Source organism: Faecalibacterium sp. Marseille-Q4896 (genome assembly GCF_017377615.1).
GTDB classification, from domain to species: Bacteria; Bacillota; Clostridia; order Oscillospirales; family Ruminococcaceae; genus Faecalibacterium; species Faecalibacterium taiwanense.
On record NZ_JAFREG010000004.1, the window covers coordinates 197,628 to 214,468 of the forward strand.

The following is a 16,841-nucleotide window of genomic DNA, read 5'->3' on the forward strand; positions in this document are numbered from 1 at the left end:
AAAACTGTCCCTGCAAAGGAAAGGAACGTGATCTCTATGGTAAAAAAGCTCAAATGGAATCTGGTGCTCATGAGTGCGCTGTATCTGGGTCTGGGCGTTTTTCTGCTCATGAAGCCCACCACGGCCCTGAACATCGTGTGCTATGCGCTGGGCGCTGTGGTGCTGGCCTGCGCGGCGGTGCAGCTCATCCGCTATTTTGTGGTGGAACGCGGTGTGTTCCAAAGCCAGCTCACCCTGATCTCCGGCATCATCTGTCTGGCATTGGGTGCGTTCCTGATCCTGCGCAGCGACATCGTGGTGAGTATCCTGCCCATCGTGTTCGGCCTGTTCGTGATCTTTGACAGCATCAGTCGTGTGCAGAACGCACTGGACCTGCGCCGCTGCGGCTATTCCAGCTGGAAGAGCTTTCTGCTGCTGCCGGTGCTCAGCGTGGTGCTGGGCGTTATCATGATCCTGAACCCCTTCGGCACCATGGAAACGCTGGTCATGGCCATTGGCATCATCCTGATCGTGGAGGGCTCCATCAACCTGCTCAGCGCCCTGTACACGGTGTTGGCCGTGCGCCGTTTTGCCAAGCTGCACCCGGAGACTCAGTCCATGCTGGAGTCCCTGACCGGTGAAGATCTGAACGGCGACGGCGTGGTCGCCCCGGATGTGACCCGCACCGATGCCGAGGCCAGCGCTGTGGAGCTGGATGAGGTGGACGAGAGCGCCACTGTGGAACAGGAGAACGAGAAAGATTAACGGGCTTGCCCTCTCAGTCTCGCTCTGCTCGCCAGCTCCCCCAAAGTGGGAGCCCTTGGCAGTCCACGCAAGGTTCATCTCTTTGCCAAGGCCTCTCCCTTTGGGAGAGGTGGAACGGCGTAAGCCGTGACGGAGAGGGCGAGGCCGTCAGTCTTATCATGCAAGCTTGAGCCAAGCTTGAGCAAATAAAAATCATATAAAGGAAAAAGAGAAATGGAAAAGTATGATCTGATCATTGTCGGTGCCGGCCCGGCTGGCATTTTTACCGCTGTGGAGCTGCTGCGCCACGGCAGCAAAAAGAAGATGCTGCTGGTGGAAAAGGGCAAGCCCGTGGAAAAGCGCCACTGCCCCAAAGCCGAAGTGGGCCACTGCGTCAACTGCCGCCCCACCTGCGCCATCACCACCGGCTTTTCCGGTGCAGGTGCCTTCTCGGATGGCAAGCTGAGCCTCTCCTATGAGGTGGGCGGCGACCTGCCCACCCTGATCGGAGAGGAGTTTGCACAGAAGCTTATCGACTACACCGACAAGATCTATCTTGAGTTCGGCGCAGATCCCCATGTGGAGGGCATCTACACCGGCGAGGAGATCAAGGAGATCCGCAAGAACGCCATCCATGCCGGCCTGAAGCTGGTGGACTGCCCGATCCGCCATCTGGGCACAGAGAAGGCGCAGCAGCTGTATCTGGCCATCCAGAACTATCTGGCCGACAATGGCGTGGAGATGCTGTTCAATACTGAGTGCGAGAACATCATCCTTGAGAATGAGGAGTGCAAGGGCGTACTGCTGAAGGACGGCGATCAGGTCCGGCCTGTGTATGCGGATACCGTGGTCATTGGCACCGGCCGCCGCGGTGCGGACTGGCTGGAAAAGATCTGCGCCGAGCACCACATTGCCCATAAGCCCGGCACCGTGGACATCGGTGTGCGCGTGGAGTGCCGCAACGAGGTCATGGAAAAGGTGAACAAGGTGCTGTATGAGTCCAAGCTCATTGGCTACCCTAAGCCCTGGAAGAACAAGGTGCGCACCTTCTGCCAGAACCCCGGCGGCTTTGTGGCGCAGGAAAACTACGACAACGACCTTGCCGTGGTCAACGGCCACAGCTTCAAGGAGAAAAAGAGCGAGAACACCAACCTTGCGATTCTGGTCTCCCACAACTTTACCGAGCCGTTCAACCAGCCCATTGCCTACGCACAGAAGGTGGGCGAGCTGACCAACATGCTGGGCGCAGGCCACATCATGGTGCAGCGCTACGGCGACATTCTGGACGGCAAGCGCACCTGGCAGAAGGAACTGGCCCAGTCCAACGTGAAGCCCACCCTGAAGGATGCCGTGGCAGGCGACATTACCGCCGCCATGCCCTACCGCGCCATGACCAACATCATTGAGTTCATCAAGATGCTGGATATGGTGGTGCCCGGCTTTGCCGCCAACGAGACCCTGCTGTACAGCCCGGAGCTGAAGTTCTACTCCAACAAGGTGAAGATGGATGAGAACCTTGACACCAACATCAAGGGCCTGCACTGTCTGGGCGACTCCTCCGGCTGGACCCGCGGCCTGATGATGGCTTCGGTCATGGGCGTGCTCATGGGCCGCAAGCTGGCCGAAAAGGAAGGCTGCTAAAAACAAGCATCAACAAAAACAAAAAATCCCGGCACCGCAAGGTGTCGGGATTTTTTGTTAGGTTTGAAATTCAGCCCTCAATGAGCTCCACGGTCTTCATCTTGACCGGGGTGGTGGGCTTATCGTTCCAGTCGGTGCGGACAGCTGCGATCTTATCCACAACATCCATGCCTGCAACCACCTTGCCAAAGGCAGCGTACTGGCCGTCCAGATGAGGTGCATCCTGATGCATGATGAAGAACTGGCTGCCGGCGCTGTTGGGGTTCATGGCGCGTGCCATGCTGATCACGCCGCGGGTGTGCTTGAGCGGATTGTTCACGCCGTTTGCAGCAAACTCGCCCTTGATGTTCCAGCCGGGGCCGCCGGTGCCGTTGCCCAGCGGGCAGCCGCCCTGGATCATAAAGCCGGGAATCACGCGGTGGAAGGTCAGGCCGTTGTAAAAGCCCTCGCTGACCAGCTTCTTAAAATTCTCACAGGTGATAGGAGCGGCTTCTTCGTTCAGCTCGATATCGATGATGCCGCCGTCTTCCATAGTAATGCGAACCATAACGCTACAATACTCCTTTTGTGTTGCCCCGCAGCAGTGCGGGAGTGTTCGGCAGAAGGCCTGCCGGATATCTCTTATAGTATACCATAGGTTTTGGGGGTTGCAACGCCGCAGATGCAACGTTTTTGTTAAAATTCATCTTTCATCTCCACCATATCGGCCCAAAAGCGCTTGGGGCAGTGGGTCATGCGGCATTTTTCGTTGTGGCGGGCCTTGATCTCCAGCGTCTGGTAGAACTGCTTCCACAATGCCTGAAACTGCTGCTCCCGCTCGCTGGGCGGCGGCAGCTCCAGCGGTGCAGCCAGCTCCAGCAGCCGGGCCTTGTGGTCCTCCTGCAGCAGCACAGCCTGATGCACCGCATCGTAGATCATAAAGTTTTCTTCCGGGAACCGTCCGCAAAAGTGGGGCCGCAGCAGCGGCAGGATGTAGTTTTTGGGGTGGATGACGGTGCCCAGCATCCCGTCGTGCTCCTCAAACCGCACAAAGCCCTGAAACTTGTCCACTTCCCAGTCAAGGCTTTTCTTCATCTCATACAGCGGGGCCACGTCCGGGTGGCCGGTGCGCTTCACGGTGCCGGGGCCGAGGGCGAAGGCCAGATGCAGAAAGCGGATGAGCAGCAGCTCTTTGTTCTCCCGCCCGGAGAGGAAATCCCGGCTGACGAGGTACTCTGTCTCGGGACCAAGCTTTCTGCCAAAGCTGGCAAACACCCGCTGAGCCTTGGCATGGTCGGTGGGGATGTCCTTGACCGGGTACAGGGTGGAAGTTTCCCGCTGGGGTGTCCACACCGCAAAGGGGATCTCGTGCTGGGCAAAGCTCTCGAACACGCAGCACAGAAAGCCTTCAAAGCTGCTGTCGTAGAGGTACACCACATCCGCATCGTGGAGCCTGCGGGCTTTTTGAACTTGAACATTTACAGTGCCTTCGCCAGACATTGCACTGCCTCCTCCCGCACCATGCGCATGGCTGCGCGCGGTGCCACGCCCTGCGTGATCAAATCGTCCACCGCAGGCGGCGTGAACAGACTGAGCTGTTCGCAGCTGCCGCCGAACACGTTGGGGTCGATGAGCGCCTGCGTGATGCGCTCCCGCCCGGCGGTGCCGCGGCCCGGGTGCGCACCCGCAAAACCCTTGCAGGTGATGAAATACTGTGCCCGCTTGAGCACCACGCCCATGCGCTTCAGCTCGTCCAACCCAAGGCTGGAAAGCTTGCGCGCGTGCCAGATGCGCCGGGCGCTTTTGGGGCCGATGCCCGGCACACGCAGCAACATTTCAAAGGGCGCGCGGTTCACATCTACCGGAAAAAGCCCGTAGTGCTGCACGGCCCAGTTGCATTTTGGGTCGAGGTAGGGATTGAAGCTCTGGTTGGCTTCATCCAGAATTTCGTCTGCCTTGAACTGGTAAAACCGCAGCAGCCAGTCAGCCTGATACAGCCGGTGCTCCCGCAAAAGCGGGGGTTTGGTGTCCAGCGCAGGCAGGCGGGTGTCCTCGGCTACCGGGATGTAGGCGGAGTAGAACACCCGTTTCAGACTGTACTTTTGGTACATGCCCTCAGTGAGCTTTAAAATGTGGTAGTCTGTCTCCGGCGAAGCACCTACGATCATCTGGGTGCTCTGCCCGGCGGGTGCAAACTTTGGCGCATGGCGGTAGACGGTCAGCTCCTGTTTGCTCTGCGCGCCGGAAACTGCGATCTGCTTCATGGGCCGGAAAATGGAGTGCCGCCCTTTGTCCGGGGCCAGCAGGTTCAGGCTCTGCTCACTGGGCAGCTCCACATTCACGCTCAGGCGGTCGGCCAGATATCCCAGCTGCTGCAGCAGTTCCGGGCTGGTGCCGGGGATGGCCTTGGCGTGGATGTAGCCCCCAAAGCGGTATTCGCCCCGCAGCAGCCGCAGGGCGGCCAGCATCCGTTCGGTGGTGTAGTCCGGCGTGCCCAGCACCGCGCTGGAAAGGAACAACCCTTCAATGTAGTTGCGGCGGTAAAACTCCACAGTCAGCTCAGCCAATTCCCGGGGCGTGAAGGTGGCACGGGGGATATCGTTGGACTTGCGGTTGACACAATAGCTGCAGTCGAAGGCACAGCAGTTGGTCATGAGCACCTTTAAAAGGCTTACACAGCGGCCATCAGCGGTAAAGGCGTGGCAGCAGCCCGGTGCATAGCAGCTGCCAAGAATGCCTGCCCGCGCGGTGCGGGATGCGCCGCTGGAGGTGCAGGCAACATCATATTTGGCGCTGTCGGCCAGAATGGTAAGCTTGTCCATCAGGGTCTGTTCCATGCAGAATACACCTCCAAAGTGGGAAAAAGGGTCAAAAAATAAAGCCATGCGCAAAATGCAGATGGCTTTACATCAATTTGTGCCGAACTCCTTCAGTCACAGCTGCCGCCGTGCCAGCTCCCCCGGAGGAGGAGCCTTTGGCAGTACGGGAAAGTTTCCGGTTTTGCCAAGGCCTCCCTCCATGAGGGAGGTGGCTGCGAACAGCGTGAGCAGACGGAAGGGGTTATTACCACTTCGCCTTGGTCTCCACCACGCGGCCGGCGATGTGCAGATGGTTCAGGTCCTCGCCCTTGATGACCATTTCGCTGTAGGCCGGGTTGAAGGGCTGCAGCACCACGCAGTTGCCGCGCTGGATATAGCGCTTCAGGGTGCCCTCGCCCTCATCGCCGTAGATCAGCACGCCAAGGTCGCCGTTTTCCAGTGTGTCCTGCTTGTGCACAAGGGCAAGGTCGCCGTCCTGAATGCGGGGCTCCATGCTGTCGCCGCGCACCACCAGATAAAAATAGTTGGAGGGGTCCTTCACACGGGCATACTCCTGACCGTAGTCCTCCTCAAAGGCGAGGGCACCGTAACCGGCCTTTACCGTGCCGATCACCGGGATCAGGCTTTCAGAATAGCTGCCAAAGAACCGCTCTTCCGGGGCGGAAACATTGCTTACCGGGCGGTACAGGCCCAGCAGATAATCTGCTGTGGTGTTCAAAAGCTCGGCAATGCGGGCCACGGTAGACGGATCGGGAGAGGACTTGCCGCTTTCCCATTTGCCGACAGCCTGCTGTGTCACGCCCAGTTTGGAAGCCAGCTCAGCCTGGCTGATGCCCTGCTTTTTGCGGCACTGCTTCAAAAGTTCTGAAAACGACATGGTATATTTCTCCTTTACACCGCGAGGAAATTTTCTTGTGTTTATTATACAACAAAAAGGTGTACTTGTAAAGACCTGAAACAGGCCAAGACCCAAAAAGGTTGTGGTAAATTTTGTTTTTAAGGGCTGAAAGAAAAAAATTGCCCCAAAGGCTTGACACCGGCGTGCAAATCTGGTAAATTAAATAGGCATTCGACACGGCGTAAGGCGGATGTCCACAAGGAGAGATGTCCGAGTGGTTTAAGGAAGCAGTCTTGAAAACTGCCGTACGGCAACGTACCGTGGGTTCGAATCCCACTCTCTCCGCCATTTTTTATTGAATAAGTGTAACACACTTTGCTCTGGAGTAGTACTCAAGAGGTCGAAGAGGCGCCCCTGCTAAGGGCGTAGGTCGTCTAAACAACGGCGCGAGGGTTCAAATCCCTCCTACTCCGCCAAGAAAAAGCTCGTTGATTCGTTGAAATCAATGGGCTTTTTCCTTTGTAAAGGAAAAATGCGGCTTGTGGAACAAAAAGGAGGAACCAATGGCGTTTGGCGTTTTGGCGGGTCAGATCACGGTGATCTTTCTGGAGGTGCTGCTGGGCTATGTAGGTGCACGCAGCGGCATCATCAAGGATCGTGACAGCAAGTTTTTGTCGGATTTTATCATGAAGCTTCTGCTGCCCTGTACCATGCTGGCTGGTGCAGCCGTGGACGGTGAGCCGGAGCTGCTCACTCAGGCAGGGGTACTGTTCGTGCTGCTGCTGGCACTGTTTGTGGTGACCACCGGCCTGTGCCGGTTGAGCAGCTGGCTGCACCACGACACGCCGGGCAAGTATGCGGTGCTGGTGGGCACGGCGGCTATGCCCAACTGCGGCTTCATCGGCCTGCCGCTGTGCAGCGCCCTGCTGGGCACCGCGCGCGGCACTGTGTTTGCAGGCATGGCCATGGCCTCTTATAATGTATGGTTTTTTACCTATGTGGTGTGCCTGTTCCGCCCCGGCGAGAAGATCCGGCTCAAGACCTTCATCACCCCCACCAACATTGCCACAGTGGCTATGCTGGTGCTGCTGGCCACCGGCTGGCGGCTGCCCGCACCGGTGCAGCAGTTCTGCAGTGCGGTGGGCGGCTGCACCACCCCGCTGGCGCTCATGATCGTAGGTGTGCTGCTGGCAGACAGCGACATCCGTGCGCTGCTGCACACCGGTTTCCTGTACCGGGTCACCCTGCTGCGCGGCATCCTGTTCCCGCTGCTGTTCATGCTGCTGCTGTGGCTGCTGCCGCTGGACAATGTGCTGCGCACCGGCCTGTCCATCATTGCATGCTGCCCGGCCGGCAGCCTTGCCGCTGTGCTGGCCAAGCAGACCGGCACCGAAGCGACCCTTGCCAGTCAGGCGGTGGCCCACTCCACCGTGTGTATGCTGGTCACAGTGCCTGCCATGCTGCTGCTGACCGGTGCGATGTTCCCGATGTGAGAAGCTGTAAAAAAGCCCGCTGTCTTTGGACGGCGGGCTTTCTGCTGTTATAGCATAAGGTTCGTGATACCTGCCAGCACCAGCAGGTGCACCGGGTAGAACCAGTAAAAGGCCTTTTTTTGCAGCAGACTGCACGCGCCGCGCTGCCCGTTGTAGAACCAGACCAGCACAAAGGCCAGCGGCGCGGTCAGCTCGAACAAAAACAGCAGCGCACCTGCAAGGCACTGCCGCTTGCGGTCTGCGCGGGTCAGGTACAGGGTGCAGATGATGAGCACGCCGATGGCGTGGTAGTCGGTGTTGACAGCCAGCGCCAGCGCGGCGCAGCCGCCCGCCCACATAAGCCCCTGCCAGCCGGGCAGGCCGTTTTCCTTTTCAAAGCGCTTGAGCCCTGCCATAGCCAGCACGCCCAGCGCCAGCGTCCAGTAAACGTTCTGGTGCTGCGGGGCGAACGGTGTGCGGAAAAAGGCAAGGTCAAAAGGCACCTCGCTCAGAAGGCCGAACAGCAGAAGCCGCCGGACGTATTTTTTTACATCGTGGGTGTGCAGAAAGCCCTCCACGGCCAGAAAGCAGAAGATGGGAAAGGCCAGCCGCCCGATATACCGCAGCACACGGTCTGCCGCCAGCAGGGTGCTGACCGGGATGCCACCGCAGCTGGCAGCACCGGCGGCGAGGGCCGGCAGCAGGACACCGGCTTCGATGCAGGAAGCGCCGATGTGATCAATGAGCATGGTGATGCAGGCGATGTATTTGAGCGCTGTGCCGCTGAGTCCACAGCGGACAGGGGCTTTGGCAGTCTCGGTCATAAGGAATCCCTCACTTGATAAAAAATCTACTTTTTGTGCTTTTTTAATAATACGGCGCAGGCTGGCAGGCTCCTGCGTCATCCTTGACCAAATACGCCGGAAAGGCGCATAAATCGGGCAAAAATGCTTGACAGAAAAGGCGCGGGATAGTACAATCAAGAAGATAATTGAACTATCTCAAATGAAAGATGAAAAAGATTCACAGAGAATCGGGCGTCTCCGAACCAGTAAAAACGGAAGGAGGCTTTGGGCATGACGCTTTTTTCCTACGAGATTTTTGATGCTGTGGCCCGGCAGGGCAGCTTCAACAAGGCGGCACAGCAGCTGCACCTGACCCCATCGGCCATCAGTCACGCCATTGCCGTAATGGAGGAGGAGCTGGGCTTTGCTCTGTTCAACCGCGGCAAGAACGGCGTATCCATGACCAGCTACGGCGCATCCCTGTATCCCTCTATTCGCGATGTGCTCAACAGCGACGAGGCCCTCAAGCAGAGCATCGCCCGCCTGAACGGCCTGGAAAAGGGCAAGGTGAAGCTGGGCGTATTCAACTCGGTGTGTGCTTCGCTGCTGCCGGGCCTGCTCAAAAGCTTTATGACCCACTACCCGCAGATCGAGATCGAGGTGTATCAGGGCACCTACGACGATGTGAAGGAATGGCTGCGAACCGGTCAGGTGGATATCGCGTTCCTTTCCTCCACCTGCCGTGAAGAGTTCAACCTCACCGAGCTGTTCCGCGAGCCGCTGCTGTGCATCGTGCCGCAGGACTGGCCCGAACCGGAAAACGGCGTGATGACTCCCGCCCTGATGAACGGCCAAAGCTTCGTTGTGCAGTGCGATGCCACCGATGCTGAAATGCGCCAGTTCCTGAAAAAATATAAGATCGGCACCGAGCGCCGCTGCCATGTCATCGACGACCAGTCCAACATCGCCATGGTGGAAGCAGGTCTGGGCATTTCCATCATGCCGCAGATGCTGCTGCGCGACTGCAAGGCTGCGATCAAAATCTATCCCATCGAGCCAGAGGAAGACCGTGTGGTGGGCCTGGCTGTGCAGCGCCCCGCCGCAATGGCCCCGGCAGTGGAACAGATGTTCCACCACATCGTGGACTACTGCAGGCAGATCGAGCTGAGGTGAGCCGGACACCTTTATACTATACCATAAAACAGTCTGTGTGTGGAGCATGGACTGTTTTTTTATTAAGAAAGAGCGATTGTATCAGCGTGCAAAATCCGCTATACTTAGAAAAACAGGCTGGTTTTATGCAGAAGCCTTGATTGGAGCAGAAAGATGAAGACCATAAAACGACGTGCCTTTTGCAAGGCGGCAGCAGCTGCCGTGGCAGGCGTGCTGGCCCCGCACGCGGCGGCAGAGGCTTTGCTGCCGCAGGCCGCACAGGCTGTGGTGGGCAGTGCGGTGCCGGAGGATTACTACTCCTTTGCTTTCCGCAGCGACCACAGCGAAACAGATCTCTCCCACGATTTTTATTATACAGATGCCTTTTTTGAGAACACGGCGCTGCAGTACAGCCACAAGCTGGCACTGGCAACGCTGGGCCTTGTGGCGGCAAGCGGCAACACCTACCAGAGCGATGCGCTTTACTGGGTGGAGGGTGAAGCGGGCCGTGAGGACAGCATTGCGGATGCCTACCAGAAGCTTGGCTTTGCCAATGCGGTCTATGCGGGCTACCAGTGCAGCCTGAACACCCCGGTGGACACCGCGGGCTGTGCTTTTGCGCAGAAAACACTGGTACAGGATGGCCAGCGCACCACCATTATTGCAGCCATGCTGCGCGGTGTCGGCTATGGTGCCGAGTGGGCCAGCAACCTGCATGTGGGCGAAGGCGGCGGGCACTATGGCTTTGTGACAGCAGCAGAGCATTTTTTTGAGGATCTGCAGGACTACCTGAAAAAAGCCGAGGCTGCAGCGGGAACGCTGGGCACCATCAAGCTCTGGCTGGGCGGCTACAGCCGCGGCGCGGCTGTGGCAAACCTGACGGCGGCGCGCATCCGGCAGCAGCTGCCGCAGATCGCGCAGGAAAATACCTTTGTTTACACCTTTGCCGCACCGGCGGCACTGACGGCAGTGGACCGCCCGGATCTGCAGGCGGACTACGACAACGACCACACTGCAGACGGCGGACTGAAAACGGATTGGGATGTAAGCAATATCTTCAACATCATTTCCAGCGGCGACATCGTGGCCCGCGTGATGCCGGAAGAGTGGGGCTACCACCGCAACGGAAACGACCGCTTTCTGCCCTCCACGGCGTACCAGAACGAGCTGGATGATCTGAGCATCATCGAGAGCCGGATGGGCGGCGTGCCGCTGCGGTTCGACCAGCTGGCCACAAAGGAAGATGTGGATTCGGTGATCGCGGCGGCTCTGGCGTTCTGCAAAAGCGCCGCAAATTACCACGAAAAATATGAAGCTGCCTTTATGGATATGCTGCAGTGTGCCTTTACCCTCTCGGAGAAAGAGGCGGCCGAGGGCGTGATCCTGGACGATGAAGCTGTGATGGAACGGCTGCGCAGCATGGAGAACATCCGTAAAATGTCGTGGACGAAGGTGCTGCGCTGCGTGATGACGGCTTCGGCCATGAGCCGACCCATTCTGGAGCAGGTGGGGGCCATCGTGCCGCTGCGGGCGCAGCAGGTGGTGGTGCCGGTGCTGGCGGTGGGTCTGTGCTACGAGGTGGAGAGCGATGTGCTGCGGATGCTGGTGTACTACATCCTCAGCCTGATGAGCGTGAACAGCCCGGCAGACAGCGTTCTGCGTGCGGCATTCTGCCACTACCCGGAAAACTACATCACCCTGATGGAATATTACGACCCCGCCGAGCACGGCATGGAAGCCTATACCCGAAAATAAAATCTCCGGAAATAAAAAAGAGGGGCTGTTGCAAAATAAAAATGCGATAGCAGCTTGCACAAAGGAATAGCGCAAAATCAGAAACCCGGAACCCTTTTTGAGCCATTGGCCCTGAAAAGGTTCCGGGTTTTGTGCTATTTGCTGGCGCAGGACCGTTCTGCTGCCCCGCCTGCGGCGGTGCCGTGCTGTTCGAGTCCTGTACCGCCCACCAAAACTCTTCAACTCTTGTGAGTTTCCGAAGCGCTCTTGTTGGGGCGTGCGGAGCCCCCAAACCCTGCTTCATAATATCGATCATGACCGATCAACGACTGATTTATAGTAATTGCCAAAGTCTGCAAGTGCATTGACAATTGGTAACATTTCCGTTCCGAGATCGGTCAACCCATATTCTACTTTGGGAGGATTCTCGTGATAATCACGGCGGTAGGCAAGTCCATCATCAATCATCTGTCTTAAGCTCTCGGTCAAAACTTTCTGCGAGATCCCGTCGATGCTTCTTTGCAACTCATTGAATCTCCATGGACGCTCTTTCAGATTGCGCAGAAGCAAGAGTTTCCATTTTCCGCCAATCAGGGATACTGCTGTTGCAACCGGACATTCCGGCAGTTCTTCTTTTGTACGCATATCAGTCACCTCTGTGTATAGTATAGCACATTCATTTTTGAGTGTACAGTTACAAAAAGGTGCGTACTTGTTTTTGAATGTGTGAGCTTCTATACTTAGCTCAGGCAATGAAAGATTGCGAATCAAATTGGAGGTGCTTACAATGGCAAGCTACACAAAAATGACAGTTGGAAAAGAAAATCGGACGGAGCTTCATGAAAAGCTCGCCCTGACTGGTGCGGAGATCAGCCTGAATACGCTTCCTGCGGGAGCAAATGTTCCATTTGTTCACTCCCACAAGGCAAATGAGGAAATCTACGGTGTTCTTTCCGGCAAAGGCAAGGTCGTTATCGATGGCGAAGAAATCAGCCTTGCAGCAGGCGACTGGCTGAAGATTTCTCCCATGGCAAAGCGCCAGTTCTTTGCTGCAAGCAATTCTGAGATCACTTATATTTGTATTCAGGTCAAGGAGAATTCTCTCGAAGGCTATACTGCAACGGATGCTGTGATCTACTGATAAAACATATCAAAGCAAAAGGCAGGATACCACTACCATAGTGATACCCTGCCTTTGCTCGTTCCGGTTCTCGTCCTGTACCATCCACCACGAAAAAAGTCCCCAGACCGAATGGTCTGGCGGCATCTTTCTTGGTAGACATTCCTAGGCGTTGGGAACCTTGACGGAATCTGACGGCTGGCGCCTGTACGGGTTGCGTTTGCTGATTTTTCCGCAGCCCCTTGGCAGGGCTTTGAAAAATCAGAACGCTGTCCCAGCCTCGGCTCCCTGTTTCCGCCGCAGGCGGCGGTCGCCTCCGCTGCTGTTCGAGTCCTGTACCGCCCACCACGAAAAAAAGCCCCCAGACCGAATGGTCTGGCGGCATCTTTCTTGGTAGACATTCCTAGCCGTTGGGAACCGCGCACTAACAAACACCCCACTGGGGTGTTTGTTGCCCCGCCTGCGGCGGTGCCGTGCTGTTCGAGTTCTGTACCGTCCGGCTCTGACGTGGGTTAGTGGATGACGCAACAAAAAAGCCCCTGACCAAAGTCAGAGGCTCTTGTTTTGGTGGAGCATTCTCCACAGCACTCGAACCCAACACCTCTTCACGGGAGATGGTTTTGGAATCGTCCGTGAAGTTGAAATTGAGCACGACCCGGTCGTCAAAGACGTAGACCGAGTTGACAAAGGTATCAATGATCTGCCGCTGGTGCTCCATGTCTCTCATGTCACCCTTGCGGAATTTTTCAAACCAGAACCGCATCCACTCGCGGGTCAGGACGGGCTTTTTCAGCTCTTCTTCCAGAATGCTGGTGTTCAGAGCTTCTTTCCGGGCTTCCAGTTCGTCCAGCCGCTGCTTGGTGGTCGGGGTCAGGATGCCCTGTTCAATGGCTTCCAGAAGGTTTGCCAGCCGCTTCTCTGTATCCCGGAGCTGGTCTTTCAAAACAGGCAGTCGGGTGTTCTCCTGCTGCTGGGCTTCCATAATCAAATCTATCAGCTGTTCGATGATTTCATCGCTGAAAATCACCTTAATGGCAGTCTCCACCACGAACCGTTCCAACGGCTCTTTGCGGATAGCTTTCAGGTCGCAGTGCGCCTTGCCGTGGCGCTTGGCGTTGCCGCACTTGTAGTAATAGTAGGTGTTTCCCATGTGGCTGGTGCCGCTTTCGCCACCCATCAGGGTGCCGCACTTGCCACAGAACAGCTTGGTGGTCAGCAGATAGCTCACATCCTCTTTTGCAGGCCGACCGTGGGCGATCCTGTTCTGCTCGAAACGCTGCTGCACCCGGTCGAACAAATCCTGGTCAACAATAGCCGGAATGCCGCCCGGCGTCACAATGTCCTTGTAGCGGTATTCGCCGATGTAGCGGCGGTTGCGGAAGATCTGGAAGAAGCTGTTCTTTACGAACGGCTTCCCGGTGCGGGTACGCAGGCCGCGCTCATTCAGGGATGCTGCAATCTTCTCAGCCGGTTCGCCGTCGGCGTACCGGGTGAAGATCTCCTGCACGATGGGAGCCGTCTCCGGGTCGATATGGTACAGCCTGTCCTCCTTGCCGATGGTGAAGCCCAGCGGCACCACACCGCCGTTGTACTTGCACTGGAGGGCGTTTTCGCGCTCACCGCGCGCCACTTTCAGGGCGAGCTCGGCGGAATAGTATTCCGCCATGCCAATCAGCATACTCTCCACCATAATGCCTTCAGGCCCCTGCGAGATGGGTTCCATGGCAGACACCAGATGGACACCGTTCTTTTCCAGCTGGTACTTGTAGTTCACGGCATCGAATCGGTTCCGGGCAAAGCGGTCCAGCTTCCAGACCAGAACCACATCGAAGATTTTCTTCGCGCTGTCCTTAATCATCCGCTGAAAGTCCGGGCGGTCATCCGTCTTGGCAGAGTAGGCACGGTCAATGTAGGTGCCGACCACGGTGATGCCGTTCTTCTCGGCGTAGTCCTTGCAGTCGCGTAGCTGTCCTTCAATGGACGCTTCACGCTGGCTGTCGGATGAATAGCGGGCGTAGATCACGGCGGTCATGGTTGCACCTCCTTGGCGTGTATTCGACTTGCCTTTATAGTATCGGGTCAAGCGCAGCTTGTCAACAATCTGCGAGCAGATTGAAATGTGAAAATTGCGAAACGCAGCGAAAAAGGGGAGAGCAAGAATCGTCCCGTGGCCACAAATTTTCAATTCTTGAAAATTCTTGCCACTTTGGGACAGCTTCTTGTTGGGGCGTGCCTGCCCCAAACCCTGCTTCTTACTATTTGGAAATCACACAATTATGCACCACTGGGTCCACGAGAACTGACGCTCATCGGAGGTATAGAACTATAAAAAGATTGGCCATTCACAGTGTTTTGAGTCAACCCAATCAAATCAATCAACTGGCCCTCGTTATAGCTCTCTTGACAGTTATCCAGCACAGCACATTGGCAGCTATATACACCACTATCGTTAGAGACAACTCCCCACCATTCAAGGTCTGCCAAAAGTTTTCCAATCTTCTTGCGGTCAAAGCGTATTTCTTTTTCCAAAAGGGACGAGTAAATTTGTGGAGCAGACATCGGTTTTTGCTTTAATAGGAGAGCTAATGCCAATTCCTGTCCATGCAAACGGTGAAGCAAAAGACCTCTGCGAACCCAAATGTTCGACGTTTTTTTCATAGCAAATACCTCCTTTTTTAGATGGCTCGTTCACTTAAAATACGATTGATGTCCATTTGAAATTGCGCTCGTTCACAATTGTTATGTTGACTTGAGTATATCATATTACACAATAAAAGACTACTGTTATATATCAGACCCTGCCCTTTTTCCTGCGTACGTGCGTACCGACCATGTACGGACGTACGCAGCGATTAGTCCGAAAAGCGCAATATAGGGAAATACAAAGCAAAAAGGCAGGGCACCACCGCCATGGTGATACCCTGCCTTTACTTGCTCCTGCTTACCGTTCTACGTACTCCCTCCGCAGAACTTCCTGTAAACAAAAAACGTACCCGAACCCTTTTTCATAAAGAATCGGGTTCGAGTACGAACTGTATGGTGGACGGTACAGGACTCGAACCTGTGACCTCCTGCACGTCAAGCAGATGCTCTACCAGCTGAGCTAACCGTCCATATTCTGTTTTGCCGAAATCAGCTTGATTATATTACCATACCTTCTGCCAAAAAGCAAGTGCTTTTTCAAAAATTGTAAAACTTTTTTAAAGGCAGGGGCGCTGACTGCCCTTTTTACGCGCCAGCGCACATTTGGCGGCGGCATGCGAAAGGTTTTCTGTTGCTCACACTGTTTTGTTGTGATATAATAATAAAGTTATAATAGGAATAGTATCGGAAGGTATTTGCAGCATGAGAGTTTTGGGCATCGATCCCGGCTACGCCATCGTGGGCTGGGGCGTGGTGGATTACGCAGGCAACCGGTTTGCGCCGGTGGATTTCGGTGCGGTGTGCACCGACGCGGGCGTGCCGTTCGAGCGCCGTCTGGACGAGGTGTATGCAGGCATCAAAGAGGTGATCGAGCGCACCCGGCCCGAGGTGCTTGCCATCGAAAAGCTGTTCTACCAGCACAATCAGACCACGGTCATCGGCGTGGCGGAAGCCCGCGGCGTGATCCTGCTGGCGGCAGCGCAGGCAGGCCTGCCCATCTACGAGTACACCCCCATGCAGGTAAAGCAGGCTGTTACCGGTTACGGCAAGGCCGTGAAAAAGCAGGTGCAGGAGATGACCCGCGTGCTGCTGCATCTGCCCGCCGTGCCAAAGCCGGACGATACCGCCGATGCACTGGCTATGGCGATCACCTTCTGCCACACCAACGGCAACCAGCTCAACCGCTTTGTCCGCCGTGTGGCCGGGCCGATCTGACCCTCTCACCGGTTCCGTCCGCCTGCAGCGGCGCGGCACCGGAGTTCTCCCGAAGGGCGAGCTGAACAGAGGAAAATTGGCCGACACAGAAACTGAGAGGGCTTTAAATGATCTACTGTCTGACAGGAAAAATCGTCAAAAAAAGCATGAACGCGGTGGTGCTCAGCTGCGGCGGTGTAGGCTACTATGCCCAGTGCCCGGCCAGCGTGGCCGGGGCCTTGCCCGGCGTGGGCAAGGAAGCCACCATTTATACCGTGATGAGCATCACCGAGAACGACGTGAGCCTTTACGGCTTTGCCACCGAGCAGCAGCAGGCCTGCTTTGAGATGCTGACCGCCGTGTCCGGCGTGGGGCCTAAGGTGGGTCTTGCCATCCTGAGTGTGATGGAGCCGGACCGCGTGGCACTGGCGATCTCGGCGGGGGACCACAAGGCGTTCAAGGCGGCTTCCGGCGTGGGGCCGAAGCTTGCACAGCGCATCGTGCTGGAGCTGAAGGACAAGGTCGCCAAGGGCTTTGTGGACGGCATCTCGCTGGAGGATGTGGCAGGCGCTTCCGCCGACACACAGGCTTCTCAGGGCAGCAGTCAGGCCATTGCGGCGCTGGTGTCGCTGGGGTACAGCCAGAGCGAAGCAGCGCTTGCCGTTTCCAAGATCGACGCGGCATTGCCCGTGGAAGAGATCATCAAACTGGCCTTGCGCAGCATGGCAGGCAGGAGGTAAA

At 56.5% G+C, this 16,841-nt stretch carries 16 protein-coding genes and 3 tRNA genes; 10 read left to right on the forward strand and 9 right to left on the reverse strand.

Annotated features, from left to right (window positions below):
* The first annotated feature begins 36 nt into the window (after positions 1-36).
* Complete coding sequence (locus J3348_RS09090; RefSeq protein WP_005943498.1) at positions 37-744, forward strand: DUF308 domain-containing protein; 708 nt, start codon at positions 37-39, stop codon at positions 742-744.
* A gap of 213 nt (positions 745-957) precedes the next feature.
* Positions 958-2,364, forward strand: a complete 1,407-nt coding sequence (locus tag J3348_RS09095) for an FAD-dependent protein (protein WP_207698811.1) — start codon at positions 958-960, stop codon at positions 2,362-2,364.
* Between the two features lie 70 nt (positions 2,365-2,434).
* Here J3348_RS09095 and J3348_RS09100 read toward each other — a convergent pair whose 3' ends face one another.
* The 4 genes from J3348_RS09100 to J3348_RS09115 all read right to left on the reverse strand — a co-directional run bounded on the left by J3348_RS09100 (position 2,435) and on the right by J3348_RS09115 (position 6,039).
* On the reverse strand, positions 2,435-2,911 hold the full coding sequence (locus J3348_RS09100) for a peptidylprolyl isomerase (RefSeq protein WP_005943496.1): 477 nt from the start codon (positions 2,909-2,911) through the stop codon (positions 2,435-2,437).
* A 128-nt stretch (positions 2,912-3,039) separates the two neighbouring features.
* The gene (locus J3348_RS09105; protein ID WP_207698812.1) at positions 3,040-3,843 is read right to left on the reverse strand and encodes a TIGR03915 family putative DNA repair protein; all 804 of its coding nucleotides are present in this window, start codon (positions 3,841-3,843) and stop codon (positions 3,040-3,042) included.
* The gene (locus tag J3348_RS09110) at positions 3,822-5,180 is read right to left on the reverse strand and encodes a putative DNA modification/repair radical SAM protein (RefSeq protein ID WP_044953876.1); all 1,359 of its coding nucleotides are present in this window, start codon (positions 5,178-5,180) and stop codon (positions 3,822-3,824) included. The genes J3348_RS09105 and J3348_RS09110 overlap by 22 nt, the downstream gene beginning before the upstream one ends.
* Positions 5,181-5,406: 226 nt before the next feature.
* Positions 5,407-6,039 (reverse strand): XRE family transcriptional regulator, encoded by a 633-nt coding sequence (locus J3348_RS09115; protein ID WP_005943491.1) that lies wholly within the window; start codon positions 6,037-6,039, stop codon positions 5,407-5,409.
* Positions 6,040-6,260: 221 nt separating this feature from the next.
* Here J3348_RS09115 and J3348_RS09120 point away from each other — a divergent pair.
* The 3 genes from J3348_RS09120 (at position 6,261) to J3348_RS09130 (ending at position 7,493) form a co-directional block, all read left to right on the forward strand.
* Positions 6,261-6,348: transfer RNA gene (locus J3348_RS09120), tRNA-Ser, on the forward strand.
* Between the two features lie 34 nt (positions 6,349-6,382).
* Positions 6,383-6,476, forward strand: a tRNA-Ser gene (locus J3348_RS09125).
* An 87-nt stretch (positions 6,477-6,563) separates the two neighbouring features.
* Positions 6,564-7,493 carry an AEC family transporter gene (locus J3348_RS09130; RefSeq protein WP_207698813.1) on the forward strand — a complete coding sequence of 310 codons (930 nt, stop codon included), beginning with the start codon at positions 6,564-6,566 and terminating at the stop codon, positions 7,491-7,493.
* Positions 7,494-7,540: 47 nt separating this feature from the next.
* Here the strand turns inward: J3348_RS09130 and J3348_RS09135 are convergent, their stop codons facing one another.
* Entirely contained in the window at positions 7,541-8,296 is a 756-nt protein-coding gene (locus tag J3348_RS09135) for a TraX family protein (RefSeq protein ID WP_207698814.1), read from the reverse strand.
* A 252-nt stretch (positions 8,297-8,548) separates the two neighbouring features.
* Here J3348_RS09135 and J3348_RS09140 point away from each other — a divergent pair, with 252 nt between their 5' ends.
* Both J3348_RS09140 and J3348_RS09145 read left to right on the forward strand, forming a co-directional pair.
* Complete coding sequence (locus tag J3348_RS09140; protein WP_005943485.1) at positions 8,549-9,430, forward strand: LysR family transcriptional regulator; 882 nt, start codon at positions 8,549-8,551, stop codon at positions 9,428-9,430.
* Positions 9,431-9,583: 153 nt separating this feature from the next.
* Positions 9,584-11,164: a lipase gene (locus J3348_RS09145; RefSeq protein ID WP_207698815.1), complete on the forward strand. Its 1,581-nt coding sequence runs from the start codon at positions 9,584-9,586 to the stop codon at positions 11,162-11,164.
* Positions 11,165-11,455: 291 nt separating this feature from the next.
* On the opposite strand, the gene J3348_RS09150 is transcribed toward J3348_RS09145, so the two are convergent.
* Positions 11,456-11,788 carry a helix-turn-helix domain-containing protein gene (locus tag J3348_RS09150; protein ID WP_005943481.1) on the reverse strand — a complete coding sequence of 111 codons (333 nt, stop codon included), beginning with the start codon at positions 11,786-11,788 and terminating at the stop codon, positions 11,456-11,458.
* 142 nt (positions 11,789-11,930) lie between these two features.
* Here J3348_RS09150 and J3348_RS09155 point away from each other — a divergent pair, with 142 nt between their 5' ends.
* Entirely contained in the window at positions 11,931-12,284 is a 354-nt protein-coding gene (locus J3348_RS09155) for a cupin domain-containing protein (protein WP_113992257.1), read from the forward strand.
* Positions 12,285-12,687: 403 nt separating this feature from the next.
* On the opposite strand, the gene J3348_RS09160 is transcribed toward J3348_RS09155, so the two are convergent.
* The 3 genes from J3348_RS09160 to J3348_RS09170 form a co-directional block, all read right to left on the reverse strand.
* Positions 12,688-14,295 carry a recombinase family protein gene (locus J3348_RS09160; protein ID WP_242702929.1) on the reverse strand — a complete coding sequence of 536 codons (1,608 nt, stop codon included), beginning with the start codon at positions 14,293-14,295 and terminating at the stop codon, positions 12,688-12,690.
* Positions 14,296-14,537: 242 nt separating this feature from the next.
* Positions 14,538-14,921, reverse strand: coding sequence for a hypothetical protein (locus J3348_RS09165; RefSeq protein ID WP_207698816.1), 384 nt, complete (start codon positions 14,919-14,921; stop codon positions 14,538-14,540).
* Positions 14,922-15,300: 379 nt separating this feature from the next.
* Positions 15,301-15,376: transfer RNA gene (locus J3348_RS09170), tRNA-Val, on the reverse strand.
* Positions 15,377-15,608: 232 nt separating this feature from the next.
* On the opposite strand from J3348_RS09170, the gene ruvC reads away from it, so the two are divergent.
* Both ruvC and ruvA read left to right on the forward strand, forming a co-directional pair.
* The gene (ruvC, locus tag J3348_RS09175) at positions 15,609-16,121 is read left to right on the forward strand and encodes a crossover junction endodeoxyribonuclease RuvC (RefSeq protein ID WP_005943476.1); all 513 of its coding nucleotides are present in this window, start codon (positions 15,609-15,611) and stop codon (positions 16,119-16,121) included.
* Between the two features lie 107 nt (positions 16,122-16,228).
* Positions 16,229-16,840, forward strand: coding sequence for a Holliday junction branch migration protein RuvA (gene ruvA / locus J3348_RS09180; RefSeq protein WP_097781213.1), 612 nt, complete (start codon positions 16,229-16,231; stop codon positions 16,838-16,840).
* The last annotated feature ends 1 nt before the right edge of the window (position 16,841 follow it).